Origin of the sequence: Enterobacter sp. JH25, from assembly GCF_021725435.1 — a bacterium.
Classification (GTDB): domain Bacteria; phylum Pseudomonadota; class Gammaproteobacteria; order Enterobacterales; family Enterobacteriaceae; genus Enterobacter; species Enterobacter intestinihominis.
In genome coordinates, this window is sequence record NZ_CP091319.1 from 2,011,088 (window position 1) to 2,033,068 (window position 21,981).

Here is a 21,981-nt window from a genome sequence, read left to right on the forward strand (position 1 = left end):
CGAATAATGAAAAGCGTAGTGATCCAACAGCCGAATGCGCTGGTGATTGAGGAGCGTCCTCTCCCGTTGCCGGGCGCAGGCGACGTCCGCGTCAGAATTAAACTCGCCGGTATCTGCGGTTCAGACAGCCATATCTATCGCGGGCATAACCCGTTTGCGAAATACCCGCGGGTAATCGGTCACGAGTTCTTTGGCGAAATAGACGCGGTTGGCGAAGGCGTGGAGAGCACCCGACTGGGCCAGCGCGTGTCTGTTGATCCGGTGATCAGCTGCGGGCACTGCTACCCGTGTTCCGTCGGAAAACCGAACGTTTGTACCTCGCTGGTGGTGCTGGGCGTCCACCGTGACGGCGGCTTCAGCGAATACGCCGTCGTGCCGGCGAAAAATGCCTGGCACATTCCGGATGCGATCCCTGACAAACACGCGGTGATGGTTGAACCCTTCACCATTGCCGCCAACGTGACGGGGCAGGCGAAACCCACCGAACAGGACGTGGCGCTGATCTACGGCGCAGGCCCGATGGGGCTGGTCACCGTGCGGGCGCTGAAGGGCGTTTACAAGGTGAAGCAGGTCATCGTGGTGGATCGCATTGATGAGCGGCTGGGGATGGCGCAACGCAGCGGCGCAGACTGGGTCTTCAACAACAGCGAGCATTCGTTACAGGCCGCGCTGGATGAAAAAGGCATCAAGCCGACGTTAATCATCGATGCTGCCTGTCATCCGTCCATTTTGCAGGAAGCGATTACGCTGGCGTCTCCGGCAGCGCGCATCGTGCTGATGGGCTTCTCCAGCGACCCGAGCCAGATCGTGCAGCAGGGGATCACCGGCAAAGAGCTGTCGATCTTCTCTTCGCGCCTGAATGCCAACAAATTCCCGGTTGTCATTGACTGGCTGGAAAAAGGGCTGATCGACCCTGAAAAACTGGTCACCCATACATTTGACTATCACCACGTTACAGACGCCATCGAACTGTTTGAAAAAGACCAGCGGCAGTGCTGCAAAGTCTTGCTCACGTTCGACCAATAATAATTCACGCGGTTAAGAGCCTGCGAAGACAGGCTCTCAGTGGTACGCATCTTACCTTGCAGAGATAGCCATTATGACTCAAGCACAACCTCAAAGAAGTACGTCAGACCTGGTGAAAGCCGCCGTACCCGGCTGGCTGGGCACCGCCCTGGAGTTTATGGATTTCCAGCGCTAAGTGGGTTATGTAGAGGATATATATGGATATTATGCAGCAGGTCTGTTTCTTTGGGGCATGGTTGGGGCAAAATCACTTAATTTAGAACTCAGCATTGCTATCTGATCCAGATTGTTCTCCTCCATCCACTTACCGTAAACCTGAAAAACCATCTGAGCATCTGCGTGGCCCATTTGGTTAGCAATGAAGTTTGGGTTAGCCCCGGCAGAAAGTGACCAGCAGGCATAGGTGTGTCTCGACTGGTAAGATTTTCGGTGGCGAAGGCCGGCTCTTTTCATCGCGGCATCCCACGAGTTCCCGATTGAGTTAATAGAGAAGTGCTTTCCGTAATTCCCGGCCCTGGCTGTAAGTGATGGCAGGAAGACAAACGTGCACTTGTTCATTTCTTTCTTTCCGTACTCCCTCAATTTTACCGGCACGGTATGCTCCTGAGAGAGGCGCGTCATTTCATACTGGCTTTTAAATGCCTCATGAGCCGGTCCGATCAGATGCACAACCCGGTTAGTACCGGCATTAGTTTTCGGTAGCGTGAATATCCCTTTCTGAGTCAGGCTCCTTCTGACAGTGATAGTCCCTGCCTTTAAGTCCACATCCTCCCAGGCCAGTCCGCACAGTTCACCCGGCCGCAATCCGGTGTAAACGGCGATAGCCCAAAGATTTTTGCTCTGCTGATGGTGGCAGGCGACAATCAGGCGAGGGAATTCTTCTCTTGTGATGGGGTCTGGATCGGGGCGGGACTCTCGCAGAGGCGCGACACCAGTCATAGGTGACCTTGAGATATAGCCATTTTCAACTGCAAACTGGAAAATACCGAACCACACGGTCATGTAGTTGTTCACCGTGACCGATGAACGACCCTTCTTCGCAGTTTTATGGCCCTTCTTCATGACCTGATAACCGGTCAGCAATTCTTTTCGAATCTCCAGAATGCTCTCTTTGGTTATTGAGGAGAGCAGCGTGCCTGGCCCCAGGATAGCCATGACGTTAGCAATAACTCGCCCGTAAGTGTTGAGTGATGACTCAGCCACCTCCATTTCCTTCAGTGCAAGCCACCTCCCGGATAACTCACCGATAGTCACCTCTTGCCTGGCCTCCCCGAAACGCTGCAAATTTTTCGAATTAGGAAACTGCGCCGAGTAGATGAAGGTGCCGGTCTTGATCGCATAGCATATTGATGTGCGAAGCTCGCCAGCAACCTTCCTGTTCTTTGGTGTATCCGGAACGCCAAGGCCTTCCCTGACCCTGACCCCTTTATAGATAAACCACAGCCGCAATGTGCCGCCGTGGTTCTCAACCCCGGTTGGATATTTAGACATGCCTTTTCCTCGCTGTTAAAGGTATGGCTATTTAATCAGATTTCTGGCGGGGGATCGCCGGGCGCTGACGCTCCACCCAGTTATCGACCTCGTGTCGGTTATAAAGGATAGGGGAGTTATCCTTCGGCTGGCAGTCGCCGGAGTAGTGCTTGTACTCGCGCCCCTCCATCCATGACAGGGTGCGGGCTGACTTAATCGCGTTCTTTGTCAGGCCAGTCAGCGCAATCAGCAACTCCTCAGAAACCCATTTGTTTGGTACCAGATGAATAATGTCGCTCATGGTTTTCTCCAGTCAAAAAGAAGCCCTCGCAATGGAGGGCTGAAAGGGGGATAACGTGGCAGTGCTTTCGCAACCAATAGCCAGCTCATAACTGGCTATCAGTTGCGTCAGTCGTCTTCATCTTCCTCCCAGTCCTCGTCGTAATATGGCGAGGCGAGAAGCGGGTTGGTTGCTGAGAGAATCTCCCCGGAGGCACCCTGGCGCTGAAGTCGACGAAGCGCTTCGTATAGCTCGAAAGCCTCGGTTCGCTCGTCACCGATATCGAGGGCGCATGCAACCTTGTGCGCCTCGGTGACCAGAGTTGATAGCTGGTTTCGGATGTCCTGAATGGTGCTCATAGTTCTCCTTACGCCGCACGCTGGGCGCGCAGCAATTTAATGTGCTCGCTCGTCTCCAGTTCGGCGCGTATCTGCGTCGCCTCACGGTGATCGAGGTGCTCAAAGTCATTGTTGAATCGGTCGATTGAAGCTGTGTTGATCCGGCCCTGTCGCCAGTAGCGGACTATCTGTGATGTGCAGCTGTGGATGATGACGGGCCAACCGTGCTGGTCAGCGTAAATCTGACCCCGTTGAATTAGCTGGAACATTGACAGGCACCATTCGCAACACATTGCGTATTTTGTTTTCGTCTACATTCAGTTCGGTGGAGAAACTTTTAACAAGCTCGTCACCGTTAAACTCTCGACATGAATAACCCATGAACCATTCACGCAAACCGGTAAATGCAGGGCCATCTTCCGGATCATCGACAAATGCGGCTGCGGCGCTCGATACCTCTGCACAGTCGAGGCATTGCTTGAAACTCTGTCCGCTTCCATCCCAGACGCCGTGCGAATACGTGTAATGCTCGCCAGGCTTAACTATGGCTCCACACTCGCAGCACTTATGCTCTTTGCGGGCCTTTCGCTGCTCCTGACCAAAGACTGCAGGCATATCACACATCACAACCCCCTTTGCTTACGGATAAGTTCCAAATCAGACTGGCAACTGGCGCATGTCTGGCAGCCGGGAACGGCAGCGCGCCGCGGATCTGGGATATCCTCTCCGCATTCTTCGCAGTGCTCTGCTGATACGGCGTTACGGTCGATGCGGTGAGCGGAAAGGGCAGCGTTACGCTGAAGCTCTTCAATCTCTGCTGCGGTATCGATGATGTCAGCCATTTCGTGCTCTCCTGCGTTTCTTGGCGGCTCTGCGTGCCGCGGCAATGCCAGTCTTCCCACCACTAACCGGGTAGCTATTTCCGGTATATAGGGAAGGGGAAATTTCTGCGATGCTGTACGGTTTAATCGAAGCCAGCGTGCCGGCCATGGCAGCTAAAAATATTGATGCTCGTTTCATGGGTACTCCCGGAACTGTCGGTTAATTCGGTTGAAGGTGAACGCCAGCAATAAAAAGGGAGCCTTAAGCTCCCGGGTGATTAGTGCCTTCATGCTGCACCGCCTTCATTTTTCTCGGCTTCGACAGCCATCTGCTCAAGCCGTCGAGATAGCTCGGCGGCCAGCGTCTGGAACTCTTCCTCTGTCGCCACCGGGATCGGCACGAAGCGAATCCCGATGTGCGCCAGGTGGTTGGCAATTTCGAGGCTTTTCCTCAAATCAACGGGTGCGGCTCGGTTCATGCGGCGCGTTCCTCTTCCTGGAAGATAATTTCCATTTCAAGCTTCTCGGCCAACGCATTCTCCGCTCGGGCACCAGCGGAGTGCTCCCAGCCTTCAAGCATGTAGATAGCATCAGCACAGCGAAGCATAGACAGGCAGATGTCCATGTACTCGGCCTGGGTTAATCCATCTGGTAGACGGGCGGGATTCAGAACAATATGGCCTTTCGACCAGAGATGAAAATGCGCATGGTTAAAAGCGGCACGGTTAAAATTAGGTAGGCCGCTCATCGGTCCGGCAATATAAACTTTCACGATTCAACTCCGAAGCGGCGATTAAGCCGCCCTGTTTATACGACAAACTCCAGAAGGCTAACTCCCAGAGCTTCAATTTCTTGTGATGCTTGTTGATGATGGGAGGCACCGTTTCGTTCCAGTTAGGTTTTGGCTTCTTGCGCATGGCCTGCTGGATTTCTTCGGTGCACCGGCGGCAGGCGGCGCGGACGGCGTTTTCATTCGCTGGCGTCATGCGGCCTCCGTTTTCACGACGTCGATGGCGCAGCCGGGCAGCAATTTTCTGGCGGCTAACTCGTTTTCATGCGGAAAGTTAAGTCGCGCATATTCGCCGAATAGCTCGCGAGCAGATTCGTCGTAAGCATGAGCGGCCTCTTCAGCCGAACGGTAGTAGCCAAGGTGGCGGCGCTCACGGCCTATTGTGATATTTGCACGGTATGGTTTTGATAAGTTATTGGCCCGAGAGACGCCTTTATATCCCGTTAAATTCGCTCTGCTTAACTCTCGGTTGTGCTGGTTCTGATTTAGCGTAGCCAAACGCAAATTGGACCATCGGTTGTTCGTGCCGTCATTATCAACATGATCGATGTGATACTTTGGCCATTCACCTGTCACTATCAGCCAAATGAGACGATGCGCGCGATAGAGGCGGCCAATCCTAACTTTGACGTAAAGCTTTCTACCGTTCCCACAAACCGAGCCAGCAACACTACCTTTCTGGACTTTTTTGCGACAAGTCTTCCAGGTCAGCAGCCCTGTTGTGGGGTCATATTCCAGAAGCTCTCTAACCATTTCGGCAGTTAATTCAGGGCAGTTTCTACTCGGCATTTTCATATCTCCCCGGAACAAGCTTCACATCGCCATCAACTTCATTCCCCCAAGCATCCCAGCCTGGCGCCGCGCTGCGGCTGAACAGCTCAATGCGCGGCACATCACCGTAAAGCAACTCCAGCCGGTGCCGAACTTCCCACGGCTTTTCGCTGTGCGCGCCGAGCGGGCTGTATACCACCTGCTTAATCCCTGCGTGCTTTCGTTCCAGCCCGGCGCCGCGGGTGGCAATCAACAGGTCTTCTGTATTGGCCCGGGTGTGATTGCCGCCGTTCATGCGCGTCTCGGCGTTAAGCAGATAGAGGAAGTCGTAAAAGTCGGTGACTCCACCCTCGGCCAGCGCCTTGTTGATGCGCAACTCGGCGTTCTGATTCAGCTTCACCCAGGTAAAGCCCTTCATCGTGCGAACTGTAAATCCCCAGGCCTCGGCCAGTTCGATAGCCTCCTGGTTATGCGTGCCGGTGTACCACATCGCCAGCACCGAGTTTTCGGCGGCAAGTTCCCACACTGGCAGGCGCTTGATGTCGATGAGCTTCATGGTGGAGTAGTGATCGGCGGCAGCGCCGTTGCTGATGGTGTTGCCGTAAGACCAGGGAGGATCAGCGTAGATAAGAGAGTATTTTTCGGTCATACATCCTCCCGCTCCGGATCGTTAACATCCCAGCCATTACGTTCAATATTCGTTTGCAGGCGCTTATCTCCGACCTCTTCAATGCTGCGGCCGGTAATCTCTGCGACTTCGGCGTTTGAGTATCGCCACAGCAGCGCCAGCTCTTCGAGTGACCACGCTTTCATAGCACTGACTCCATTTCGTCGATGTAGAGGCCCTGAGCAATCAGGCGGCTACGGCGGGCGGCACGAGCTATGCACTCCTGCCGTCTGCCTTCCTGCGATTGCTCTATGGCGCGCCGGGTGAACAGCCGCGATTTACCCTGCGGCGTTACGACCTTTGGCTTGCTGGCCAGACTAAATGTCCGGTCGCAGATGCCGTCCTCGTTGATCCACTTTTCCGACTCAACGATCTGCGCTATCTGTCCTGAGCCGCGGGTAATGCCGTTGGCGACCCGGTTAAACTCAATCAGCGTTACGCCAAACTTCTCAGCGATTTCGCTACCGGTTACCGGGCGGCCGCGCGTCTGAATCATCCAGATAACGCGTTCACGTAGGCCGGAGAATTGCCCGGTTCGCCCGGGACGGCGGTAAAAGGGTGTGCGTTTCATGCTGCACGCTCTGTGATTTTCTGAATTTCCGACTCCAGATCTGCAAGGAAGCTCTTAACCTCAGATTCAATTTCGCGCGCCAGCGCTTCATCGAAATGGATGCGCTTCTTGAAATAGGCGAGGTCAGGCGGCAGGCGATCATCGAAACTAACGAAATCACACCATTTCCGCCCGGTACACATCATCTGTGCATGCATTTGCAGCATGTACTGGCGCTTTGGATCGCCAGTTTTCAGCGTTTCAAGATGGGTCCAGGTGTTGGGGCATTTGATTTCGATAAGCCCGTCGTCGTTAACAAGTCCGTCCGGGCTGGCTGCGAATCCGGGTATGTTTGGGTGATCAATGAGTCCAACTTCAGTGATTTCTGCATCGAACTCATTCAGCGCGTACATTTCGCGCGCCACTGGCTCAAGTTCAGTGCCGCGCATCATCGCGGCATTCGAAAAACCTTCCTCCAGCTTCCCGGTCAGTCGTTGGCAAATCAGCTCGGCCATGTAGTTCTGGCGGCTGGTGGAGTAGCCCGACTTAGTCCGGGCCATGACATCAGCCAGTCGACTGGCTGTGACCTTGCCGCAGCGCGCAGCAAACCATTCAGGGGTGCGTTGCTCCATTATTCAGCCTCCGCATCTGCGACATTGACAGGTTCGGCGTTGTCGACAGCAAGACTCATGTCATACATGCGTCGCTTCTCAACTGCGCCAATTACCTGCTTCTCTTCAGCGCTCAGCGCCACCCAGAACTCCTGATACTTAACGGTTCCAAGGCGCGCGGCAGACTCGCCTTTTGCGATCAGGTCCGGACGACGGCTATCTGATTCATGGCCTGCATGAACCTCTGCCGTTGTTCCTTCAATCACTCGCTCGGCCTCGTCCTGGTCGAAGATGCCAGCGAAACCAAAGGCCAGACGCGCGCACTGGATCAGCGTCTTGTGGCGAAGCATGCGGGTAGGGTGGGACTGCCATGGCTGAGTGCTGCGTTTGCACTCGCCCATGTACTCGGTGACGATTGTCGGGTGCTTGCGGTCTTTGCGGTAAATCTTGCAGGTGCACGCGCCTTCCTCTTTGTCGTAATAGAACTCCATGCCGTCAAACTGAGGATGTTCGTTGATAATGCGAGCCCATCCATCAACGCCGACGACCGGTACAATCCCGCCTTTATCTGGGAATGCGTAAATCTCTTTGGTCCATGGGTTCAGGCCGTACTGGTTGGCGACGATCAGCAGGGCTGTGAATTGCTCGTCCGTGACGTTGCCGCCTTTGAATGCTGTATTCTTCAGCGTATTCATCAGGTCTGTACCGGCATCCATGCCGAGACGTGCGGCCAGTTTCCCGGCCATGGTGGAAAGTGCAGTACTCATTGTTAAATCCCTCAAAAATTAAAACGGGCAGCCGGTACGGTGGTCCCAGTCGTATTCCGCCTGGGCGTAAGCAACTGCCGAAATGAAATCGTTGTAGGCTTCGCCAGCTTTATCGCTGCGAAGTCCTTCGTATGGGCTGGAGTCAATCGGGACCGTGAAGTGGAATAGGCCGGAGGGCTCTTTTGGCATCATGTCGATGATTTCCCGCGCCCGGTCGTCGATCCACTTCTCTTTTTCGTCGGTGAGCTGCTGCTCAACCCAGCACCGATCTTCGATTCGGTCGTAAGTGAGGAATGCGTTCATGGCTGAACTCCTGAAATTTGGATGTGCAGATCCCGCCCGCATTGAGCCAGGCCGATCGGTTGAATAGGGTGGTTAGTGCTGGATAGGGTTTCCGTGACCGTCCAGAAGAACGTCAATCACGCAGTCACTGAGGCGGATGATTTCTGCATCGGTGTGCAGATACACCCATTTGCGCTCCTGAATGACCGCTGAGACGCGATAGGTGCGGCCTTCATGCATTGCCATCATGCCGGGCGTTACGCACTGGCGAATGAGCGGGGTGGTGCCGTAGTGATTGACCATCATTCAATCTCCCTGAACGAAACACCTTCTATGCCCGGTAAAAACCAGATGGTTTCGAACTCATCTGTTTCCCGGTCATATTCCTGTCGAGAATCAGCGGTCCATTCGAAATCATCTTCAGCATCATCATCTTTCAGAGCCAAGAATCCGCCAGAGACCAATTCCCCGGCGTAACGATGGCCGACAGTCCAGTCGCCATTAGTCTCAATGCATTCGACGATTACGGCCATACCTTCACCTCAACCTGTTTCAGGAGGCCAGCGATATGCATCTGCCAGCGGTTCAGCACCAGTTTTTCCCGTGGTGCCGATACCGACGTCAGCTGCCACTCGTTATCGTTGAGCTTTTTGGCTGTGTACTGCTTGCCGTTGTGGGTGACTGTCATGACTCAGCCTCCAGATGACCTTTCCTGCGAAGCCACTCAATTACTTCATCAGCGTCAAGGCGATCCAGAATGTCATCGGTATGCCCAGCGGCCTCAGCCCAGTCTATGTAGTCATCAAGATCGATTTCATGAAAGAGCGCTTTCCCTTCAATTTCAGAGATAAGATCTGAGAGCTCCACGCCGCGGACTTCTAAATTTACGTGGTCACGGTAACCACTTGTTGAAACATCAATACCTGTAGCATTCACTTCAAAATCAATTGTCATAAATCCTCTTGGCCTTATCGCGGCGAACGGAACGGTTAATACAAGACTTCAACGCATTTATTCAGTGTTTCAATGGGCGGCGGATGGCCGCCGGTTGTCATAAATGGGCAGACTCGAAAATCTGCCTATGTATGGCCGATAAAAAACCCGCCGGAGCGGGTCATTCGCACTTTGCATGTCTGACTGGTTTTAATTTCCACTCAATGGCCTTAGGCTCAATTTCCTTCCTGATTTCCTGATGCGTTTTTACGGAGCCATCCGGGTTTTTATTGAATGGATTTAGCGTTTGATAAAACTTTTCCCGTCTTTTGCATGCTTTACCGCATACATCACACTTTCCGGATTTCTCAGCAAAAGTTGAGACCTCATCGAACCGCGTTGTTGTAATTCCACCCCATCCCATCGCCTTACCCTCTGTAGTTACCCGCTGATGCGGGAGAAATGTTTTGGTCGGTGTGGTGAATGAGGAATCGAACCCCAAGTTCCGCTGGTCTTTTCGCTGTGTTGATCAATCACAGCACCACCAACAAGCCATCAAGCGGCAGCGCTGCCAGCCCCAATAACTTTTCAGTGCCTGCGGATCTATGACCTGTTTCACCACACCCCAAAACATTCCCTGTATTGGTCAGCGCCAACTCTCTGCCAGTGTTGCCCGTTCTCACGCCGTTCTCGCTCTCGCGCGGGGATACTCTCTCACCGACCGGATCGCACCCGGTGATACAGCACGTTTACGTGTAGGGGTCTTAACAGGTCATTGACGCTGTAAATCTGCATGTTGTTAAAAAGCAGGCGACTTGCTGTCCGCCGCTGGCTAACTTCGCTCAGCTGTCGATGTTTCGTTTCGATGGATTAAAGATAACCTTAGTTATGAGTGATGGCAATAACCTAATTTATAATATCAATCACATAAGTTATAAATTAATGATAACTAAATGAATTTATTTTTGTAAATCATGAGTGCTATGCTTAAAAAAACAGCAGGAGGGATGTGCATGGTTCTGGATGAAGAGCGTATAAGCATGAAAATTCAGGCGATGGGGCGGGCGGTGATGGAATTGTCACTGGCTGATTTACCCATGACCCAGCAAAACATCATCGACAAGCTGAAGCAGTACCGGAAGGAAACAGGAAACGTGATAGGGAAGGGCGTGAACAGGGATGCAGCGGAGATAGTGCGGAAAGGGCAATAAAAAACCCGGCACTGTGGCCGGGTTTTAGCTGGTGATTTGAAATCCTATATCTTCAAGCGTAGCGTCACCTCTGCATAATGCGTGAAAGTGGCGATCTTTCAGCCCGGCTTGTTTAGCCATGGATTTTATCAAATCTCTGGAAAATGGGGCGTGATGCTTATCAACTGTAACCACCCATTTCCCTTTGCTGTTCTTGAGAACCCATTGTTCGTGAGAGGTTCCTGTTTTGGGTTTCATTTCAAACCCCATTTTCTTAAGCCCTCTGATTACCTCGTCGTATTTCAAAGGGGTAAGCTTTTTCAAGAACATGTAATGCAGTCCTAAGCATGAGCATCACAAGGTTCAGCAAAGAGCTTTGCTTCACCTCGTTTTCTGACAAAGACCTGAAAGGCGATCACCCAATACTTTAGCCACATAGATAGCGGTGCTTTACGGCTAAGTAATTGTTTTGCATATTCCGGTTCTGATAGTGCTTCAGTGAAAAAGTCTTTAATCTGTTCGTCCAGTTTTTTTACGGCGTCCTGCATGGTATCTGCTTGCGCTGCCAATGACAGGTCTAAACACGCAGCTACGTAAACGCCGTTCTGCTGGTAGGCCATGCAACGTAAGGTTTTCATTTTGTATCTCCTCAGAAGCTCTCATATAGGAGCTTAAGTGAAGTTTACCCTATAGGTGATTTTAGGCAACTCAAAAAATAGATAAAAATGTAAATGTCAAGGAGTGGGGTTTATTAATCTGAATTTTTATACAGTGTAATTGTTTTGTATGAAAAATTCGCCATCCTTAACCAAACGTCTCTTCCGGCCACTGTTACAGTTTGTTGTAAGCTATCGATTCGTGAATAAGCGCTTTACCCATGATGTATAGCTGGTCCTGATTTTCTTCTGTCACATACCAATCTTTGTAAGCCGGATTATCTGAAAGCACGGCTAACTGCAGGCCCTGCATCTGCAGGCGCTTGACATGGAAGTGCTGCCCGAAGACAAATGCGTATACTCCGTCAACCTTGAAGTTCCTCACCGAAACGTCAAAGAACAGGCGATCTCCCGACTGAATCGTTGGGCACATGCTGTCACCGTCTACGGTCATCACCTTCACATCATTTTGAGTGCGGTTCCCGAAAAGAGATCTGGCATGCTCAGTTGTGAACTCAATAGCATGCAGGACCTCAACAAATTCAGAAATCATAAAAGACCCCGGACCAGCGCTTACTTTCAGGTCTAAAACATCAACCCGAAAGACATCAATTGTTTCCGAGACCGGTTGGGCCGCCGATGGCACATTACCATCAATCCGCATTTCCCCCACTCCAGAACTAAGCCATTCCGGCCTTACACCCAGAGCATGAGCTAGCTCGACCATCTTACGGCTGCCGCTCGTTTTACCTGACGTCATCTTTTGAATTGCAGGCTGGGATATACCGACTTTATCAGCCAACTGTCCTTGAGATATGTCAGCGGCCGACATAGCCGCGTTCAGTCGTTCTGCAAATGTTTTCATCTTATCAATATATAACCGAGGTTATGTAGAGTAAAATAACAAAGGTTATGGACAATACCCATAACTTGGGTTATCTTTTCATTAATCCAGTAATCGGATAGGTAAAATCCATGAACAAAGTTATTCAACGAGCTTTAGAAATCGTTGGCAGCCAGAAGCGACTCGCAGATATTTGCGGCGTTAGCCAGCCAGCGGTTCACAAGTGGCTTAACGGTGGCTCCGTATCTCCGGAAAAAGTAACAGCCATCGTAAACGCTACTGGTGGCGAGATTAAGGCACACGAAATTCGACCTGATCTTCCCGACCTGTTTCCACACCCAGAGAACCATGCCGCCTAATCGGCGGCCCTAACCACGAAAGGGAAAGCAATGCATTCACTTGCGTATCAACAAGGTAACAAATTTTCGCCAACGGCGATGATTTACCAGAATCGCCGGGAGCCTGATTCCACGGCGTTAAACATCGATGGGATCCGCGCAGCTGTTCGTGCCTGGGCAGCTGATTGTCGCAGCCGTGAATTTGTCGCCGCTCTGATTGTTGAAGAGTGGCGGGCAACCGGCGGAACCGGACTGGATATCCCGACTGACTCACACCGCCAGATGCAGAAGGTGTTCCGCTGGATGGACGGCGATACCGAATATGCGACCAACAACATTCGCCAGCTGGCACCGGCAATCATGGCCGTCCTGCCGCTGGAGTATCGAAACCGCCTGGCGCCGCAGAACGACACCATGTCGCTGATCGCCTCTGCGATGAAAGAGTGCGCTGAAGCTAAACAGGCCGTGCTCCTGGACGCTCCAGAGCATCAAAAGCTGAAAGAGGTAAGCGAGGGTATAGCGTCGCTGTTTCGCCTTATGCCTGAGCAGGTAGGCCCGCTGATGACGATGGTGACGTCGATGCTGGGGGTTATGTGATGGGAAGTTTCAAAAATGGCGAAAGCCAGTCTGCGCGAACAGAAATGGCCTTCAGATGCAAATCGTGTGCACTCATTGCAGGAGGAATAATGGCAAAAAATCCACGCTATTACCATACCGCTGTACATAAAAACATAACCCGCGACCGCTTCATCCGCTCGGTTAATCCGATTGTGGCAGAGAAGATGCGCGCCATCCTGGAAGAACTGAAACGTAAGGAGAGTGGCCGTGGGTAACGTATCCAATTTAGCCGAAGCCAGAGAGGCCAGAAGGCTCCAGAAACCGCGCACGAATGACGGTAAGGGGTTTGCCTTGCTGCACCGTAAAATTATGGATGTGCCGTTCTACAAGGACGCTGAGGCGGCTCATTTATGGGTTCACTTGCTCCTGCGCGCTAATCACGAACAGACACTGGTATCGACTGATGTTGGCGATGTGATCTGCGAGCGCGGCGAGTTCATCACCGGGCGTAACACGCTGGCAATGGAAACGGGTTTGACCGCTGATCGCGTTAAATCACTGCTCCGTAAATTCCAGAATCTGGGCATGATCACCACCAAATCGAACAACCGTTTTACTGTTCTAAAAGTGGTCAAATATGACGAATATCAGTCAAATTTTTGTCCAGCCGATGTCCAGCCGGTGTCCAGCGCAAACGCAGTAGTACCAATGCCTGTGGAGGTGGAGTGTCCAGCCGGTGTCCAGCCAGTGTCCACAGATAACAATATATTAAATAACTTACTACCTAACGGTAGTAAGTATGTCGCAAATGACCAGAAACCAGCTGAAGAGAAAAAGTCCCGTTTGTCATGCGATGAAGTATGGCAATGCCTGAAAGACGAACTGCCTGAAGCCCGTGGGTGGAGATGCCTCACTGATGAGCGACGCAATCTGATCCGCACCTTCTGGGGTAAGGCTAACAAGATTGCCCGCAACCTGGACGGCAAGCCGATGGACATGGACGGTTTCAGAAGTTATCTGCGTTACATCGCTCAGAACTGCCGCTGGATGCTTGAAGACCGACCAGACCAGAAATCAGGGAAGACCTGGCGCCGCATGAAATTCGATAAGTTCCTGACCGAAAAGCTCTACATCGAAGTGCGCGAGGGGGATCGTGATGACCGCTGATTTCATGGCTGTACCACAAAACCTCGAAGCAGAGCAGAGCGTTATCGGTGGCCTGCTGCTGGATGATGACAACAGCGAGCGAGTCCAGAAGGTTCTTGCGATGCTCAAGCCTGAGTCGTTCTACAGCCGACCTCACCAGCTGATCTTTGCCGAGATGCGCCAGATGTTCCGCGACAACAAGCCAGTCGATGGTCTGACATTGTTCGACGCGCTCGAAGGCAAAGGGATCGCTGAGCAGGTAGGTGGCTTTGCTTACCTTGCGGAGATCGCCAAAAACACTCCCAGCGCTGCAAACATCGTGGCATACGCTGCGTCAGTCCGGGAAGCCGCAATGGAGCGCTACGGTATCAGCCGCCTGACCGAAGCTACTGAGCTGCTGTATTCCCGTAACGGCATGAGCGCTACGCAGAAGTACGAGGCCATTCAGGGTATTTTCACCCAGCTCGCAGACCATTCAAAAACCGGTAGTCGCCGTGGGTTGAGATCGTTTGGCGAGGTTATGGATGACTGGGTAGCAGATCTGGAGAAACGCTTTGACCCTTCAGGCGAACAGCGCGGCATGAGTACCGGTATCCCGTCACTCGACCGACTGCTGGCGCCGAAAGGTCTGGTTAAAGGCTCTCTGTTCGTGATTGGCGCAAGGCCAAAGATGGGCAAGACAACCCTGTACGGGCAGATGGCGATCAACTGCGCGGTTCGTGAGAAAAAGCCAGCGCTGATGTTCAGCCTGGAAATGCCAGGCGACCAGATCCTCGAAAAACTGGTTGGTCAGAAGTCTGGAGTTAACCCGAGCATTTTTTACATGCCAGCCACGGATGACGCCGATGACCAGTACCAGGGCGATTACGACGGCGACTTTAAGAAGGCGATCGCCACCGCCGGGCGATTGAGTGAAATCGACATGCTGTACATCGACGATACTCCTGGCCTGTCACTGGCGCACATCGTTAGCGAAAGCCGCCGAATCAAGCGCGAGAAGGGCTGCGTAGGAATGATTCTGGTTGACTACCTGACTCTGATGACCGCCGAAAAAGCCGACCGTAATGACCTGGCCTACGGGATGATCACCAAAGGGTTGAAGAACCTCGCCAAAGAGCTTGGCTGCGTCGTCGTGCTGCTGACCCAGTTGAACCGAGAACTGGAGAAGCGAGTGAATAAACGCCCGTTGCCGAGCGATTCCCGCGACACAGGGCAGATTGAGCAGGACTGCGACTACTGGGTTGGTATCCACCGGGAAGGTGCTTTCGATGACAGCGTGCCGCCGGGAGAAACCGAGTTAATCCTGCGACTCAACCGCCACGGCAGTACCGGAACGGTTTATTGCAATCAGAACAACGGGGCAATTTACGACACAGATCAGCAGGCCGCCGCCGCAGAACGCCGCGGGCGTGAGCAGCAGCCGAAAAAGAAAGGGGGATTCTGATGACCATAACCATTCGTGGGAAGATTCTTGCAGCCCTGCGTAATAACCCGGGCCTGAACAGTGCTCGTATTGCCAGCATGATCGGCATGACCACCAAAAAGATTTCCGGCCCGTTAAGTACGTTGTTTGCAGACGGCCTGATCGAGTTCGAAGGTAAGCACGGCCAGCGGCTGTATCGTCTGACCAGCTACGGCATGAAATACGCACCGGAAACCATACCGGCCATGCCAAAGGGAAATTCGAAGCTGGTGCAGCGTACAGAGGCAAACGTGATCTGCCAGGAATGCCGCAACAGTCCGGCGATGAGAAGGGTATTGATGGTTTGGGGGAGGGTAGGGGTATGAAAATTTACATCGCAGGACCAATGACGGGTTACGAAAACTACAACCGTCCGATGTTTAACGCAGTAGCACAGCAGATGTTATCAGGTGGTCATGTGGCATTAAATCCGGCCACGCTCCCGGATGGTTTATCTCAGCGTGAGTATATGGACATCTGCCTGGCTATGCTTCGCTGCGCAGACGCCATTCACATGCTGCATGGGTGGCAAGAGTCGGATGGTGCTGTCGCTGAGCATGCCATGGCTAAAAAGCTGGGAATTAAAATTTCTTACCAATTTGAAGGGGCCGCACAATGAGCACTCAAATCAAACCTTGCCCGTTCTGCGGAAGTAAAGACGTAGAGGCATTCGCGCAGTACGAAGAGGATTGCCCTTACCAGTCGGCAATTGTTCGCTGCCATTCTTGCGACGCGCAGTCTGCTCAGATGGTTGGAGCGAACAAAATCAACATGGCGATTGCTGCATGGAATAAACGTGTCGGGGAGGCCGCCCAATGAGCAACATCAACAAACAGGAGCTGCGTGAAGCGGCGGAGAATGCGACACCGGGTCGTATTGGCGATCGCGTAGATGGAAGCATCAAATACACCTGTAGAGGCACTGATGGAGCACTGGTTCTTTCAACCGACAACCATGATGATTATGGGTTTGTTGGTGATAACAGCCTGGAGGATGAGCTGTTCTTCAGGTTATGTGACCCCGCCACCGTGCTGGCGCTGCTGGATGAGCTGGAAGCCAAAGACAAGAGCATCAGCTTCCTGAAAGACCAGCTCGCGCAGCTGGCAAACTTCAATCCTGATTGGGACAAGCTGGAAGCAGCAACTTACAGCCTCCGTGAGCACATGGCTGAACTCACAGCGGCACGCAAGCGGATTGCTGAGCTGGAGGCGCGGGAGGTTTTACTTCCACAGCGCTATAGCATGTTGCATCGCGTCGATTTCGATGAGCCGTATCACACGGAAATGGTTTACAAGCAGCATCAGGTGCTTGAGGCACTGCACGATGCTGGAGTCAACGTCGCCGCAGCCGGTAAAGGAGAGTGATATGGCTTTAACACACGATGAACTTTGCCAGATAGCTTGCCGTTTTCTGAAAAACAACGGTTTTAAGGTGGCGTTTCACGATCGCTTTGTCGCTGCTGTTGCCACTGGTGAGCAGCCGGATGCGATCGGCTTCCGTAATCTTGCCTCCTGCCTGATTGAGGTTAAGTGTTCGCGAGCTGATTTTTTTGCCGATAAGAAAAAGCCCTTCAGGAGAATGCCAAGTCAGGGCATGGGAGACTGGCGCTTTTTCATGGCTGAGCCCGGTTTTATCGAGGTTTCTGATTTGCCGCCAGGATGGGGTCTCTTGCACGTCAGAAACGGCCGCGTATACAAAGTTCACGGCTGGCCGGGGAACGCTATGTGGTGTTCGCGAGACCATAAGCCGTTTCAGGCTAACAAACAGGCAGAATGCGATTACATGTACAGCGCACTGCGCCGGATGGACCTGCGCGGACACCTCAAAGAGGTTTATGACGGCGTAATAGTTAACAATACAGAAGGAAGCGCAGCATGAGCACACTTACCAAAGAATGGCTCCTGAAGACTATCGCGGAGCTTGAAGAAGAGCGCGATGCGACGCCAGGCGCAGTAAACGAAGATGCGGCCATGGCGCTGGCGGCGATGAAGCTGGCGCTGGCATCGCTCGAAGCGGAGGCTGTGGGCTACATGAACAGGTTTACAGGTCGTGTATTTACGCTTGAAGAACAGCCTGGTGCCGACACCGATGTTAATGTTTACGTACCGGTCTACGCCGCCCCTCCAGCGCAGGTATCTGTGCCCGCTGCGATGGAAATGGATGATGACTTTGACAGCGCGTTTGAACACGGAAAAGCTGTTGGCTGGAACGCCTATCGCGCCGCCATGCTTCAGTCGTTCGGTAATTCCGAACAACTCAACTCTCCGGTGATTCCGGATGGTTGGGTGGCTTGCGTTGAGCGGATGCCTTCCGCAGGGGAACAAGTGTTGGCGTACCGTCCAGACGCGCCGGAAAGTAATGATCCATTAATCAAGATGGCAACGTACGTTGGCGGGTCAGCACACGGACACGGCTTTGATTGCTACTGCAAGCCAACCCACTGGATGCCGCTGCCAGCAGCACCGCAGCAGGAGGCATGATGTACGACAAATATACTCTCAATCGCTGCGACGCAATGGAGTGGCTGGCTGAGCATTACCCAGTCTTTCCAGACAAGATGCCAGATGTGCCCCTAAAGGCTGACTGGTGTAGTGCCAACCTGTTTATGGGGTGGGGTTTCGTGATTTTGCTCGATGGCACCCTGGTGTTTGCTGACTGCCTATCGCCTCCAATCCGGGCGGAAGACATGGCAGGCTTCAAATTGCCCGATTTGGTGTAACTGCCATACAAGCGATATGGGAATCCCCATATCGACAGCCAGGGCCTCTCCGGAGGCCTTTTTCTCGCGTTGATTTTGTTGAATCAACCGTCCATACTATCTGTGCTGACGGCCTGAACAACCGTTAGCGACTTCTGCGCATTTAAGGGGACTTAAATGCGACCACAATATGAACTCCTCACCTTGTCACAGATGCAGAAATGCACCTGCGATTTTCTGCATTCCGCGGTTTCCGTTAAGGAGGCCGCATGACGCTGCCAGTAGACGGCATCAAACTCCATCGCGGTAACTTCGCGGCCATTGGCCAGCAGATTCAGCCATTGCTGGAATCTGGCGACTGCTATCGCCTCATTATCAAGCCCTGGAAGGACAAGCGCAGTCTCTCCCAAAATGCCCTTCTCTGGATGTGGTATGGCGACGTTGCATCTGCCGTCAACCACCACTCCGAAAACAAGTTAACCGAGGAAGACCTTCATGAGTTTCTGAAGGATATGTTCTGCCCCGCCAAGCCCGTAACCGTTCTTGGTGAAACCAAGATGGTGAAGTCCACCAAGCTTCTCGACACCGAAGAGATGACCTTCTACCTGCGCCGCATTGAAGTCTGGTGTGCTGAACGCGGTATCAAATTGCGGATCCCCGCCAACTCCGAATATCACGAAAAAGGACACGATCATGTTTGAGAATGAAATTTGGAAGCCGGTGCCGGGGTATGAAGGCCGGTTTGAGGTTAGCTCTCTTGCTCGCGTCCGTAGTTTGTCTCGCAAAGTTACTACGTGCGGGCGCGATAAGAAGACGTGGACCACTAGGACTATCGCTGGGCGGATTCTTAAGGGATGCACATCATCCCAATACATCAGGGTATCACTTTCTAATAAACACGAAATGCTACATCGGTTCGTGGCGCTCGCGTTTGTGCCAAATCCTAATAACTACCCGCACGTTAACCACATCGATGGAAATAAGCACAACAATCTGCCAGAGAATCTTGAGTGGTGCACGCATGCCATGAACATGAAGCACGCCAATGAAACCGGGCTATCCAACAAGAATAAAATGCCTGTAATTGCAGAGAGAGATGGGTTTGGATACTGGTTTCCATCAATGCAATCGACCAAGAAGTACGGATGCAACCCGGCGTTAGTCCACGCGTCGATCAACGGAAAGCAGGGTGAGCACAGGGGGATGCAGTGGAGTTATTGCTCTTCCACATCCAACTGTGAATACCAGCAGCTGCGCGATAAGCAGGAGGCCTGATGTCTACTCCACTTTCCCGCGTCATCACCAATGAAATCTTCCGCGTTCCGACTCGCCGTCAGCGCAAACCAGCGGTTAAGCCGTCCGACATCACGACACTGAAAGGCTACACCGCCCGCCTGGTGGATCAGAAATGGCTGCGTCTCGCGGCGAGGAGAGCGCATGGCTAAGTTACAGCGCCGCAAGTGCGCCCATAAAGCCTGTCGCCAGTGGTTCCACCCGCAACGCGAGGGGCAGATAGTTTGCAGCTTCGAGTGCGCCAGCGCGATCGGCAAAGAACAGACCGCAAAAGCCCGTGAAGCCGCTAAGCAGAAGGCGGCGCAGCGCCAGCGCACCGAAGAGAAGGCAGGACGCCAGCGTCGCAAGGCCAAGCGCGAGTCATTCAAGACTAAAGCTCAGTGGGATAAAGAGGCCCAATCGGCCTTCAACCGCTACATACGGATCCGGGACGAGGGAAAAGAATGCGTCAGCTGCGGCAATCCACTCATCGGCAAGAGCAATTACCTGACAGGCAGCGCCATTGACGCCAGCCATTACCGTTCGCGCGGCGCTGCATCGCATCTCAAATTCAACGTGTTTAACGTCCACTCCGCTTGCACCCGCTGTAACCGGCAGTTGAGCGGTAATGCTGTTGAGTACCGGATCCGCCTGATTGATCGCATCGGCCTTGAGCGCGTAGAGCGGCTCGAAGCTGACAATGCCCCACGTCGGTTTGACGTTACCTACCTGAAGCGCGTGAAAGCAATTTTTTCCCGCAGGGCCAATGCACTGATGAAGCGCCGTCAAAAATTACAGGAGAGTGCAGCATGAAATGCAAAGTTGAAGGTTGTGATCGTGAATGCAAACACTACCCAGGGAAGGGTGTCTGTCAAATGCACTACTTCCGAATGATGCGCTACGGGACCTACGAACTCACAAAAAACGGTAAAGGGAAATTCAGGCATAAAAATGCGAAGGGATATCAAATGCTCAAAATTCCTGATCACCCACTATCAATGGCGAATGGTTGCGTATATGAGCACCGAAAAGTTGTTTACGACCGCTATGGAGAAACACTTCCACCATGCGAAAAATGCGGCAAGAAGGTCACATGGAAAACCGCGCATATTGATCACATCGATGAGGTTGTCGATAACAATGCGGACTCAAACCTTAGGGTGCTTTGCCGGGCGTGTAATGTCATGCGCTCTCGAGTGCATATCCCTGAGCACACAAAAAAAGGACGCACAGCCATAACTTTCAATGGCGAAACGAAAACCGCCACAGAATGGTCAAGGGATCCTCGCGTTTCAGTATCAGAAACATCCATCAAGCGTCGACTAAAAAATGGAATGAATGTAGAGGATGCGCTTTTTTCTCCCAAAGTAACCCACAGGCATACCAGGCCAAGAGGAAGAGCACCTCTGTATGGTGAATATCGCGGACCAAAGCAGAAGGAGTCCGCATGAACCATGCCGATTTCCTGCGGTATCAGGCCGAAAGCGTTAAGCGCGCCAATCTGCCGCCTGTAGCAAAGCACAGCCAGACCAAACAACCTCAGAAGGAAGCAGCATGAGAAAGCTCACACCAATTTACACCATGGTTAACTTTGTCGATGACGCCCATTTCCGGCGTGTCTGGAAGCATCCTAAGAAGACCATCACAACCAAGCAACGAGCCTGGGTGCAGTACATGATGTCAGTGTGGGGCAGAATTAATCGCGGCGATGACTCACCAGCTGGCGCTGTTAACGTTATTGGCCGCCTGATGATCCGGACTCAATGGAATCCTGATATGGGTGGACACATCGAGAGAATGGTCAACTGGCTTTATAGCGACGAGGGTGGGGCGCTGAGAGGTGAGGAACTCTATAAGAAAGCTCGCGAACTGGTCATCCCTCAATCCTCTACCAGCAACATCATCGCTCTCGCCAAAGAATCAGATGATGCAGCGTTCGTTGAAAAGGTGATGGTCAAGTTATTCCACCGTGAAAGCCCAGTCCGCGATTACGCCATTAAACGATACTGCGAACGCAACTGCACGCAAGATATAGCCAGGAAGATGCACCTGATCACCGGATTAGATATCCAGGCTTGCCGCCGCCGGGTTGTCTGGTGTGAAAAAGTATTCGAAGCAGAATTTTTCTATGCAATGAAGCGCGAAATGGAGAATGAGATTTCTATAATTGCTGCTTAAATGAAAAATATTTCTCAAATAACTTGATTTGGCGAAATAGAAGTGTATATTTTCAGGTATGCTCGGACGTCAAAGGCGAAAGAGCGGAGTGGTGAGATAACAGAGGCGGTGCTCACCATTGATACCGCCTAGTTGGTAACTTCGACGGTTCGTCTGGGACTCCAACCATCGCAGGCTGAGAGGTCTGCTGACACTACGGAAAGACGTGTAGGCTAGCTGAGATAAGCCGTTATGAGGACTTGGGATGCGTCAAGTCGGAGGCTCAGCCATAGAACCGCATATAAACATCAAGCCCAGCCCCGTTCGCAGACAATTGTTAATATCTGCATAACG

Annotated in this window: 44 protein-coding genes; 21 read left to right on the forward strand and 23 right to left on the reverse strand. The window is 52.5% G+C overall.

What is annotated here, in order from left to right; translation table 11 throughout:
• Window positions 1-6 precede the first annotated feature (6 nt).
• A complete protein-coding gene (locus L2Y28_RS09625) occupies window positions 7-1,026 on the forward strand; it encodes a Zn-dependent oxidoreductase (RefSeq protein ID WP_022647987.1) in 1,020 nt (339 codons plus the stop codon).
• 204 nt (window positions 1,027-1,230) lie between these two features.
• Here L2Y28_RS09625 and L2Y28_RS09630 read toward each other — a convergent pair whose 3' ends face one another.
• The 20 genes from L2Y28_RS09630 to L2Y28_RS09725 all read right to left on the reverse strand — a co-directional run bounded on the left by L2Y28_RS09630 (window position 1,231) and on the right by L2Y28_RS09725 (window position 9,327).
• Window positions 1,231-2,517: a site-specific integrase gene (locus L2Y28_RS09630; RefSeq protein WP_045265461.1), complete on the reverse strand. Its 1,287-nt coding sequence runs from the start codon at window positions 2,515-2,517 to the stop codon at window positions 1,231-1,233.
• Window positions 2,518-2,548: 31 nt separating this feature from the next.
• A complete protein-coding gene (locus L2Y28_RS09635) occupies window positions 2,549-2,797 on the reverse strand; it encodes an excisionase family protein (RefSeq protein WP_045265462.1) in 249 nt (82 codons plus the stop codon).
• Window positions 2,798-2,904: 107 nt separating this feature from the next.
• The gene (locus L2Y28_RS09640) at window positions 2,905-3,135 is read right to left on the reverse strand and encodes a hypothetical protein (RefSeq protein WP_045265463.1); all 231 of its coding nucleotides are present in this window, start codon (window positions 3,133-3,135) and stop codon (window positions 2,905-2,907) included.
• An 8-nt stretch (window positions 3,136-3,143) separates the two neighbouring features.
• The gene (locus L2Y28_RS09645; RefSeq protein WP_045265464.1) at window positions 3,144-3,383 is read right to left on the reverse strand and encodes a DUF4222 domain-containing protein; all 240 of its coding nucleotides are present in this window, start codon (window positions 3,381-3,383) and stop codon (window positions 3,144-3,146) included.
• Window positions 3,346-3,738, reverse strand: coding sequence for a hypothetical protein (locus tag L2Y28_RS09650; protein ID WP_126510787.1), 393 nt, complete (start codon window positions 3,736-3,738; stop codon window positions 3,346-3,348). Before L2Y28_RS09650 ends, L2Y28_RS09645 begins: the two co-directional genes overlap by 38 nt.
• The gene (locus tag L2Y28_RS09655; protein ID WP_045265465.1) at window positions 3,738-3,956 is read right to left on the reverse strand and encodes a TraR/DksA family transcriptional regulator; all 219 of its coding nucleotides are present in this window, start codon (window positions 3,954-3,956) and stop codon (window positions 3,738-3,740) included. Before L2Y28_RS09655 ends, L2Y28_RS09650 begins: the two co-directional genes overlap by 1 nt.
• Before the next feature lie 266 nt (window positions 3,957-4,222).
• Entirely contained in the window at window positions 4,223-4,414 is a 192-nt protein-coding gene (locus L2Y28_RS09660; protein WP_042889502.1) for a DUF1382 family protein, read from the reverse strand.
• Entirely contained in the window at window positions 4,411-4,707 is a 297-nt protein-coding gene (locus tag L2Y28_RS09665) for a DUF4406 domain-containing protein (RefSeq protein ID WP_042889503.1), read from the reverse strand. The genes L2Y28_RS09660 and L2Y28_RS09665 overlap by 4 nt, the downstream gene beginning before the upstream one ends.
• The gene (locus tag L2Y28_RS09670) at window positions 4,667-4,921 is read right to left on the reverse strand and encodes a hypothetical protein (RefSeq protein WP_162184457.1); all 255 of its coding nucleotides are present in this window, start codon (window positions 4,919-4,921) and stop codon (window positions 4,667-4,669) included. Before L2Y28_RS09670 ends, L2Y28_RS09665 begins: the two co-directional genes overlap by 41 nt.
• Window positions 4,918-5,520, reverse strand: coding sequence for an HNH endonuclease (locus L2Y28_RS09675; protein WP_051479458.1), 603 nt, complete (start codon window positions 5,518-5,520; stop codon window positions 4,918-4,920). Before L2Y28_RS09675 ends, L2Y28_RS09670 begins: the two co-directional genes overlap by 4 nt.
• Entirely contained in the window at window positions 5,504-6,145 is a 642-nt protein-coding gene (locus L2Y28_RS09680; RefSeq protein ID WP_042889504.1) for an MT-A70 family methyltransferase, read from the reverse strand. Before L2Y28_RS09680 ends, L2Y28_RS09675 begins: the two co-directional genes overlap by 17 nt.
• The gene (locus L2Y28_RS09685; protein WP_163382735.1) at window positions 6,142-6,309 is read right to left on the reverse strand and encodes a hypothetical protein; all 168 of its coding nucleotides are present in this window, start codon (window positions 6,307-6,309) and stop codon (window positions 6,142-6,144) included. Before L2Y28_RS09685 ends, L2Y28_RS09680 begins: the two co-directional genes overlap by 4 nt.
• Window positions 6,306-6,734, reverse strand: a complete 429-nt coding sequence (locus tag L2Y28_RS09690; RefSeq protein ID WP_042889505.1) for a hypothetical protein — start codon at window positions 6,732-6,734, stop codon at window positions 6,306-6,308. The genes L2Y28_RS09685 and L2Y28_RS09690 overlap by 4 nt, the downstream gene beginning before the upstream one ends.
• Complete coding sequence (locus L2Y28_RS09695) at window positions 6,731-7,345, reverse strand: lambda exonuclease family protein (RefSeq protein ID WP_174411769.1); 615 nt, start codon at window positions 7,343-7,345, stop codon at window positions 6,731-6,733. Before L2Y28_RS09695 ends, L2Y28_RS09690 begins: the two co-directional genes overlap by 4 nt.
• Entirely contained in the window at window positions 7,345-8,091 is a 747-nt protein-coding gene (bet, locus tag L2Y28_RS09700) for a phage recombination protein Bet (protein WP_088401766.1), read from the reverse strand. The genes L2Y28_RS09695 and bet overlap by 1 nt, the downstream gene beginning before the upstream one ends.
• An 18-nt stretch (window positions 8,092-8,109) precedes the next feature.
• Window positions 8,110-8,394: a host nuclease inhibitor GamL gene (gene gamL / locus L2Y28_RS09705; RefSeq protein ID WP_088401767.1), complete on the reverse strand. Its 285-nt coding sequence runs from the start codon at window positions 8,392-8,394 to the stop codon at window positions 8,110-8,112.
• 72 nt (window positions 8,395-8,466) lie between these two features.
• Window positions 8,467-8,676 (reverse strand): cell division protein FtsZ, encoded by a 210-nt coding sequence (locus L2Y28_RS09710; RefSeq protein ID WP_044866643.1) that lies wholly within the window; start codon window positions 8,674-8,676, stop codon window positions 8,467-8,469.
• On the reverse strand, window positions 8,676-8,906 hold the full coding sequence (locus L2Y28_RS09715) for a hypothetical protein (protein ID WP_088401768.1): 231 nt from the start codon (window positions 8,904-8,906) through the stop codon (window positions 8,676-8,678). Before L2Y28_RS09715 ends, L2Y28_RS09710 begins: the two co-directional genes overlap by 1 nt.
• The gene (locus tag L2Y28_RS09720; RefSeq protein ID WP_163382736.1) at window positions 8,897-9,061 is read right to left on the reverse strand and encodes a hypothetical protein; all 165 of its coding nucleotides are present in this window, start codon (window positions 9,059-9,061) and stop codon (window positions 8,897-8,899) included. Before L2Y28_RS09720 ends, L2Y28_RS09715 begins: the two co-directional genes overlap by 10 nt.
• Window positions 9,058-9,327: a hypothetical protein gene (locus L2Y28_RS09725; RefSeq protein WP_088401769.1), complete on the reverse strand. Its 270-nt coding sequence runs from the start codon at window positions 9,325-9,327 to the stop codon at window positions 9,058-9,060. Before L2Y28_RS09725 ends, L2Y28_RS09720 begins: the two co-directional genes overlap by 4 nt.
• A 992-nt stretch (window positions 9,328-10,319) precedes the next feature.
• Between L2Y28_RS09725 and L2Y28_RS09730 the strand changes: the two genes are divergently transcribed.
• A complete protein-coding gene (locus tag L2Y28_RS09730) occupies window positions 10,320-10,517 on the forward strand; it encodes a hypothetical protein (RefSeq protein ID WP_026080591.1) in 198 nt (65 codons plus the stop codon).
• A 24-nt stretch (window positions 10,518-10,541) separates the two neighbouring features.
• Here the strand turns inward: L2Y28_RS09730 and L2Y28_RS09735 are convergent, their stop codons facing one another.
• From L2Y28_RS09735 to L2Y28_RS09745, 3 genes are all read right to left on the reverse strand, one after another.
• Complete coding sequence (locus L2Y28_RS09735; protein WP_045265467.1) at window positions 10,542-10,826, reverse strand: type II toxin-antitoxin system HicA family toxin; 285 nt, start codon at window positions 10,824-10,826, stop codon at window positions 10,542-10,544.
• A gap of 11 nt (window positions 10,827-10,837) precedes the next feature.
• Window positions 10,838-11,134, reverse strand: coding sequence for a DUF1902 domain-containing protein (locus L2Y28_RS09740; RefSeq protein ID WP_045265468.1), 297 nt, complete (start codon window positions 11,132-11,134; stop codon window positions 10,838-10,840).
• A gap of 193 nt (window positions 11,135-11,327) precedes the next feature.
• Window positions 11,328-12,017, reverse strand: coding sequence for a helix-turn-helix transcriptional regulator (locus tag L2Y28_RS09745; RefSeq protein WP_016042178.1), 690 nt, complete (start codon window positions 12,015-12,017; stop codon window positions 11,328-11,330).
• A gap of 110 nt (window positions 12,018-12,127) precedes the next feature.
• On the opposite strand from L2Y28_RS09745, the gene L2Y28_RS09750 reads away from it, so the two are divergent.
• The 19 genes from L2Y28_RS09750 (at window position 12,128) to L2Y28_RS09840 (ending at window position 21,648) form a co-directional block, all read left to right on the forward strand.
• The gene (locus tag L2Y28_RS09750) at window positions 12,128-12,355 is read left to right on the forward strand and encodes a helix-turn-helix domain-containing protein (protein ID WP_016042179.1); all 228 of its coding nucleotides are present in this window, start codon (window positions 12,128-12,130) and stop codon (window positions 12,353-12,355) included.
• 30 nt (window positions 12,356-12,385) lie between these two features.
• Window positions 12,386-12,931 carry a toxin YdaT family protein gene (locus L2Y28_RS09755; protein ID WP_045265469.1) on the forward strand — a complete coding sequence of 182 codons (546 nt, stop codon included), beginning with the start codon at window positions 12,386-12,388 and terminating at the stop codon, window positions 12,929-12,931.
• An 89-nt stretch (window positions 12,932-13,020) separates the two neighbouring features.
• A complete protein-coding gene (locus tag L2Y28_RS09760) occupies window positions 13,021-13,167 on the forward strand; it encodes a hypothetical protein (RefSeq protein WP_015571544.1) in 147 nt (48 codons plus the stop codon).
• Entirely contained in the window at window positions 13,160-14,059 is a 900-nt protein-coding gene (locus L2Y28_RS09765) for a DNA replication protein (RefSeq protein ID WP_088401770.1), read from the forward strand. The genes L2Y28_RS09760 and L2Y28_RS09765 overlap by 8 nt, the downstream gene beginning before the upstream one ends.
• Complete coding sequence (locus L2Y28_RS09770; RefSeq protein WP_088401771.1) at window positions 14,049-15,482, forward strand: DnaB-like helicase C-terminal domain-containing protein; 1,434 nt, start codon at window positions 14,049-14,051, stop codon at window positions 15,480-15,482. The genes L2Y28_RS09765 and L2Y28_RS09770 overlap by 11 nt, the downstream gene beginning before the upstream one ends.
• Complete coding sequence (locus tag L2Y28_RS09775) at window positions 15,482-15,826, forward strand: winged helix-turn-helix domain-containing protein (protein WP_126523560.1); 345 nt, start codon at window positions 15,482-15,484, stop codon at window positions 15,824-15,826. Before L2Y28_RS09770 ends, L2Y28_RS09775 begins: the two co-directional genes overlap by 1 nt.
• Window positions 15,823-16,119 (forward strand): DUF4406 domain-containing protein, encoded by a 297-nt coding sequence (locus tag L2Y28_RS09780; protein ID WP_032668708.1) that lies wholly within the window; start codon window positions 15,823-15,825, stop codon window positions 16,117-16,119. Before L2Y28_RS09775 ends, L2Y28_RS09780 begins: the two co-directional genes overlap by 4 nt.
• Window positions 16,116-16,319: a Lar family restriction alleviation protein gene (locus L2Y28_RS09785; protein WP_022651090.1), complete on the forward strand. Its 204-nt coding sequence runs from the start codon at window positions 16,116-16,118 to the stop codon at window positions 16,317-16,319. The genes L2Y28_RS09780 and L2Y28_RS09785 overlap by 4 nt, the downstream gene beginning before the upstream one ends.
• On the forward strand, window positions 16,316-16,864 hold the full coding sequence (locus L2Y28_RS09790) for an ead/Ea22-like family protein (protein ID WP_088401773.1): 549 nt from the start codon (window positions 16,316-16,318) through the stop codon (window positions 16,862-16,864). The genes L2Y28_RS09785 and L2Y28_RS09790 overlap by 4 nt, the downstream gene beginning before the upstream one ends.
• Before the next feature lies 1 nt (window position 16,865).
• Window positions 16,866-17,378 carry a hypothetical protein gene (locus tag L2Y28_RS09795; RefSeq protein ID WP_088401774.1) on the forward strand — a complete coding sequence of 171 codons (513 nt, stop codon included), beginning with the start codon at window positions 16,866-16,868 and terminating at the stop codon, window positions 17,376-17,378.
• Window positions 17,375-17,980 (forward strand): DUF551 domain-containing protein, encoded by a 606-nt coding sequence (locus L2Y28_RS09800; RefSeq protein ID WP_174411768.1) that lies wholly within the window; start codon window positions 17,375-17,377, stop codon window positions 17,978-17,980. Before L2Y28_RS09795 ends, L2Y28_RS09800 begins: the two co-directional genes overlap by 4 nt.
• Window positions 17,977-18,219, forward strand: coding sequence for a hypothetical protein (locus L2Y28_RS09805; protein WP_125387033.1), 243 nt, complete (start codon window positions 17,977-17,979; stop codon window positions 18,217-18,219). Before L2Y28_RS09800 ends, L2Y28_RS09805 begins: the two co-directional genes overlap by 4 nt.
• Before the next feature lie 248 nt (window positions 18,220-18,467).
• Window positions 18,468-18,899: a recombination protein NinB gene (locus L2Y28_RS09810; RefSeq protein WP_088401775.1), complete on the forward strand. Its 432-nt coding sequence runs from the start codon at window positions 18,468-18,470 to the stop codon at window positions 18,897-18,899.
• Complete coding sequence (locus L2Y28_RS09815) at window positions 18,892-19,473, forward strand: NUMOD4 domain-containing protein (RefSeq protein ID WP_051479461.1); 582 nt, start codon at window positions 18,892-18,894, stop codon at window positions 19,471-19,473. The genes L2Y28_RS09810 and L2Y28_RS09815 overlap by 8 nt, the downstream gene beginning before the upstream one ends.
• A complete protein-coding gene (locus tag L2Y28_RS09820; protein WP_088401776.1) occupies window positions 19,473-19,643 on the forward strand; it encodes a NinE family protein in 171 nt (56 codons plus the stop codon). The genes L2Y28_RS09815 and L2Y28_RS09820 overlap by 1 nt, the downstream gene beginning before the upstream one ends.
• A complete protein-coding gene (locus tag L2Y28_RS09825; RefSeq protein ID WP_088401777.1) occupies window positions 19,636-20,283 on the forward strand; it encodes a recombination protein NinG in 648 nt (215 codons plus the stop codon). The genes L2Y28_RS09820 and L2Y28_RS09825 overlap by 8 nt, the downstream gene beginning before the upstream one ends.
• Window positions 20,280-20,921: an HNH endonuclease signature motif containing protein gene (locus tag L2Y28_RS09830; RefSeq protein ID WP_045336325.1), complete on the forward strand. Its 642-nt coding sequence runs from the start codon at window positions 20,280-20,282 to the stop codon at window positions 20,919-20,921. The genes L2Y28_RS09825 and L2Y28_RS09830 overlap by 4 nt, the downstream gene beginning before the upstream one ends.
• The gene (locus L2Y28_RS09835) at window positions 20,918-21,028 is read left to right on the forward strand and encodes a hypothetical protein (RefSeq protein ID WP_088401778.1); all 111 of its coding nucleotides are present in this window, start codon (window positions 20,918-20,920) and stop codon (window positions 21,026-21,028) included. Before L2Y28_RS09830 ends, L2Y28_RS09835 begins: the two co-directional genes overlap by 4 nt.
• The gene (locus L2Y28_RS09840) at window positions 21,025-21,648 is read left to right on the forward strand and encodes a hypothetical protein (RefSeq protein ID WP_047716523.1); all 624 of its coding nucleotides are present in this window, start codon (window positions 21,025-21,027) and stop codon (window positions 21,646-21,648) included. The genes L2Y28_RS09835 and L2Y28_RS09840 overlap by 4 nt, the downstream gene beginning before the upstream one ends.
• The last annotated feature ends 333 nt before the right edge of the window (window positions 21,649-21,981 follow it).

Excerpts from the sequence above, each read along its gene's own strand:
- L2Y28_RS09760 (WP_015571544.1), top strand. The coding sequence starts at position 13,021 with ATGGCAAAAAATCCACGCTATTACCATACCGCTGTACATAAAAACATA.
- gamL (WP_088401767.1), bottom strand. The coding sequence starts at position 8,394 with ATGAACGCATTCCTCACTTACGACCGAATCGAAGATCGGTGCTGGGTT.
- L2Y28_RS09675 (WP_051479458.1), bottom strand. The coding sequence starts at position 5,520 with ATGAAAATGCCGAGTAGAAACTGCCCTGAATTAACTGCCGAAATGGTT.
- L2Y28_RS09740 (WP_045265468.1), bottom strand. The coding sequence starts at position 11,134 with ATGAAAACCTTACGTTGCATGGCCTACCAGCAGAACGGCGTTTACGTA.
- L2Y28_RS09800 (WP_174411768.1), top strand. The coding sequence starts at position 17,375 with ATGAGCACACTTACCAAAGAATGGCTCCTGAAGACTATCGCGGAGCTT.
- L2Y28_RS09785 (WP_022651090.1), top strand. The coding sequence starts at position 16,116 with ATGAGCACTCAAATCAAACCTTGCCCGTTCTGCGGAAGTAAAGACGTA.
- L2Y28_RS09720 (WP_163382736.1), bottom strand. The coding sequence starts at position 9,061 with ATGACAGTCACCCACAACGGCAAGCAGTACACAGCCAAAAAGCTCAAC.
- L2Y28_RS09750 (WP_016042179.1), top strand. The coding sequence starts at position 12,128 with ATGAACAAAGTTATTCAACGAGCTTTAGAAATCGTTGGCAGCCAGAAG.
- L2Y28_RS09625 (WP_022647987.1), top strand. The coding sequence starts at position 7 with ATGAAAAGCGTAGTGATCCAACAGCCGAATGCGCTGGTGATTGAGGAG.
- L2Y28_RS09645 (WP_045265464.1), bottom strand. The coding sequence starts at position 3,383 with ATGTTCCAGCTAATTCAACGGGGTCAGATTTACGCTGACCAGCACGGT.
- L2Y28_RS09630 (WP_045265461.1), bottom strand. The coding sequence starts at position 2,517 with ATGTCTAAATATCCAACCGGGGTTGAGAACCACGGCGGCACATTGCGG.
- L2Y28_RS09710 (WP_044866643.1), bottom strand. The coding sequence starts at position 8,676 with ATGGTCAATCACTACGGCACCACCCCGCTCATTCGCCAGTGCGTAACG.
- L2Y28_RS09670 (WP_162184457.1), bottom strand. The coding sequence starts at position 4,921 with ATGACGCCAGCGAATGAAAACGCCGTCCGCGCCGCCTGCCGCCGGTGC.
- L2Y28_RS09680 (WP_042889504.1), bottom strand. The coding sequence starts at position 6,145 with ATGACCGAAAAATACTCTCTTATCTACGCTGATCCTCCCTGGTCTTAC.
- L2Y28_RS09730 (WP_026080591.1), top strand. The coding sequence starts at position 10,320 with ATGGTTCTGGATGAAGAGCGTATAAGCATGAAAATTCAGGCGATGGGG.
- L2Y28_RS09810 (WP_088401775.1), top strand. The coding sequence starts at position 18,468 with ATGACGCTGCCAGTAGACGGCATCAAACTCCATCGCGGTAACTTCGCG.
- L2Y28_RS09805 (WP_125387033.1), top strand. The coding sequence starts at position 17,977 with ATGATGTACGACAAATATACTCTCAATCGCTGCGACGCAATGGAGTGG.
- L2Y28_RS09725 (WP_088401769.1), bottom strand. The coding sequence starts at position 9,327 with ATGACAATTGATTTTGAAGTGAATGCTACAGGTATTGATGTTTCAACA.
- L2Y28_RS09775 (WP_126523560.1), top strand. The coding sequence starts at position 15,482 with ATGACCATAACCATTCGTGGGAAGATTCTTGCAGCCCTGCGTAATAAC.
- L2Y28_RS09835 (WP_088401778.1), top strand. The coding sequence starts at position 20,918 with ATGAACCATGCCGATTTCCTGCGGTATCAGGCCGAAAGCGTTAAGCGC.
- L2Y28_RS09820 (WP_088401776.1), top strand. The coding sequence starts at position 19,473 with ATGTCTACTCCACTTTCCCGCGTCATCACCAATGAAATCTTCCGCGTT.
- bet (WP_088401766.1), bottom strand. The coding sequence starts at position 8,091 with ATGAGTACTGCACTTTCCACCATGGCCGGGAAACTGGCCGCACGTCTC.
- L2Y28_RS09650 (WP_126510787.1), bottom strand. The coding sequence starts at position 3,738 with ATGTGTGATATGCCTGCAGTCTTTGGTCAGGAGCAGCGAAAGGCCCGC.
- L2Y28_RS09830 (WP_045336325.1), top strand. The coding sequence starts at position 20,280 with ATGAAATGCAAAGTTGAAGGTTGTGATCGTGAATGCAAACACTACCCA.
- L2Y28_RS09685 (WP_163382735.1), bottom strand. The coding sequence starts at position 6,309 with ATGAAAGCGTGGTCACTCGAAGAGCTGGCGCTGCTGTGGCGATACTCA.
- L2Y28_RS09690 (WP_042889505.1), bottom strand. The coding sequence starts at position 6,734 with ATGAAACGCACACCCTTTTACCGCCGTCCCGGGCGAACCGGGCAATTC.
- L2Y28_RS09635 (WP_045265462.1), bottom strand. The coding sequence starts at position 2,797 with ATGAGCGACATTATTCATCTGGTACCAAACAAATGGGTTTCTGAGGAG.
- L2Y28_RS09660 (WP_042889502.1), bottom strand. The coding sequence starts at position 4,414 with ATGAACCGAGCCGCACCCGTTGATTTGAGGAAAAGCCTCGAAATTGCC.
- L2Y28_RS09770 (WP_088401771.1), top strand. The coding sequence starts at position 14,049 with ATGACCGCTGATTTCATGGCTGTACCACAAAACCTCGAAGCAGAGCAG.
- L2Y28_RS09780 (WP_032668708.1), top strand. The coding sequence starts at position 15,823 with ATGAAAATTTACATCGCAGGACCAATGACGGGTTACGAAAACTACAAC.
- L2Y28_RS09695 (WP_174411769.1), bottom strand. The coding sequence starts at position 7,345 with ATGGAGCAACGCACCCCTGAATGGTTTGCTGCGCGCTGCGGCAAGGTC.
- L2Y28_RS09825 (WP_088401777.1), top strand. The coding sequence starts at position 19,636 with ATGGCTAAGTTACAGCGCCGCAAGTGCGCCCATAAAGCCTGTCGCCAG.
- L2Y28_RS09715 (WP_088401768.1), bottom strand. The coding sequence starts at position 8,906 with ATGGCCGTAATCGTCGAATGCATTGAGACTAATGGCGACTGGACTGTC.
- L2Y28_RS09795 (WP_088401774.1), top strand. The coding sequence starts at position 16,866 with ATGGCTTTAACACACGATGAACTTTGCCAGATAGCTTGCCGTTTTCTG.
- L2Y28_RS09790 (WP_088401773.1), top strand. The coding sequence starts at position 16,316 with ATGAGCAACATCAACAAACAGGAGCTGCGTGAAGCGGCGGAGAATGCG.
- L2Y28_RS09815 (WP_051479461.1), top strand. The coding sequence starts at position 18,892 with ATGTTTGAGAATGAAATTTGGAAGCCGGTGCCGGGGTATGAAGGCCGG.
- L2Y28_RS09755 (WP_045265469.1), top strand. The coding sequence starts at position 12,386 with ATGCATTCACTTGCGTATCAACAAGGTAACAAATTTTCGCCAACGGCG.
- L2Y28_RS09840 (WP_047716523.1), top strand. The coding sequence starts at position 21,025 with ATGAGAAAGCTCACACCAATTTACACCATGGTTAACTTTGTCGATGAC.
- L2Y28_RS09655 (WP_045265465.1), bottom strand. The coding sequence starts at position 3,956 with ATGGCTGACATCATCGATACCGCAGCAGAGATTGAAGAGCTTCAGCGT.
- L2Y28_RS09735 (WP_045265467.1), bottom strand. The coding sequence starts at position 10,826 with ATGTTCTTGAAAAAGCTTACCCCTTTGAAATACGACGAGGTAATCAGA.
- L2Y28_RS09640 (WP_045265463.1), bottom strand. The coding sequence starts at position 3,135 with ATGAGCACCATTCAGGACATCCGAAACCAGCTATCAACTCTGGTCACC.
- L2Y28_RS09745 (WP_016042178.1), bottom strand. The coding sequence starts at position 12,017 with ATGAAAACATTTGCAGAACGACTGAACGCGGCTATGTCGGCCGCTGAC.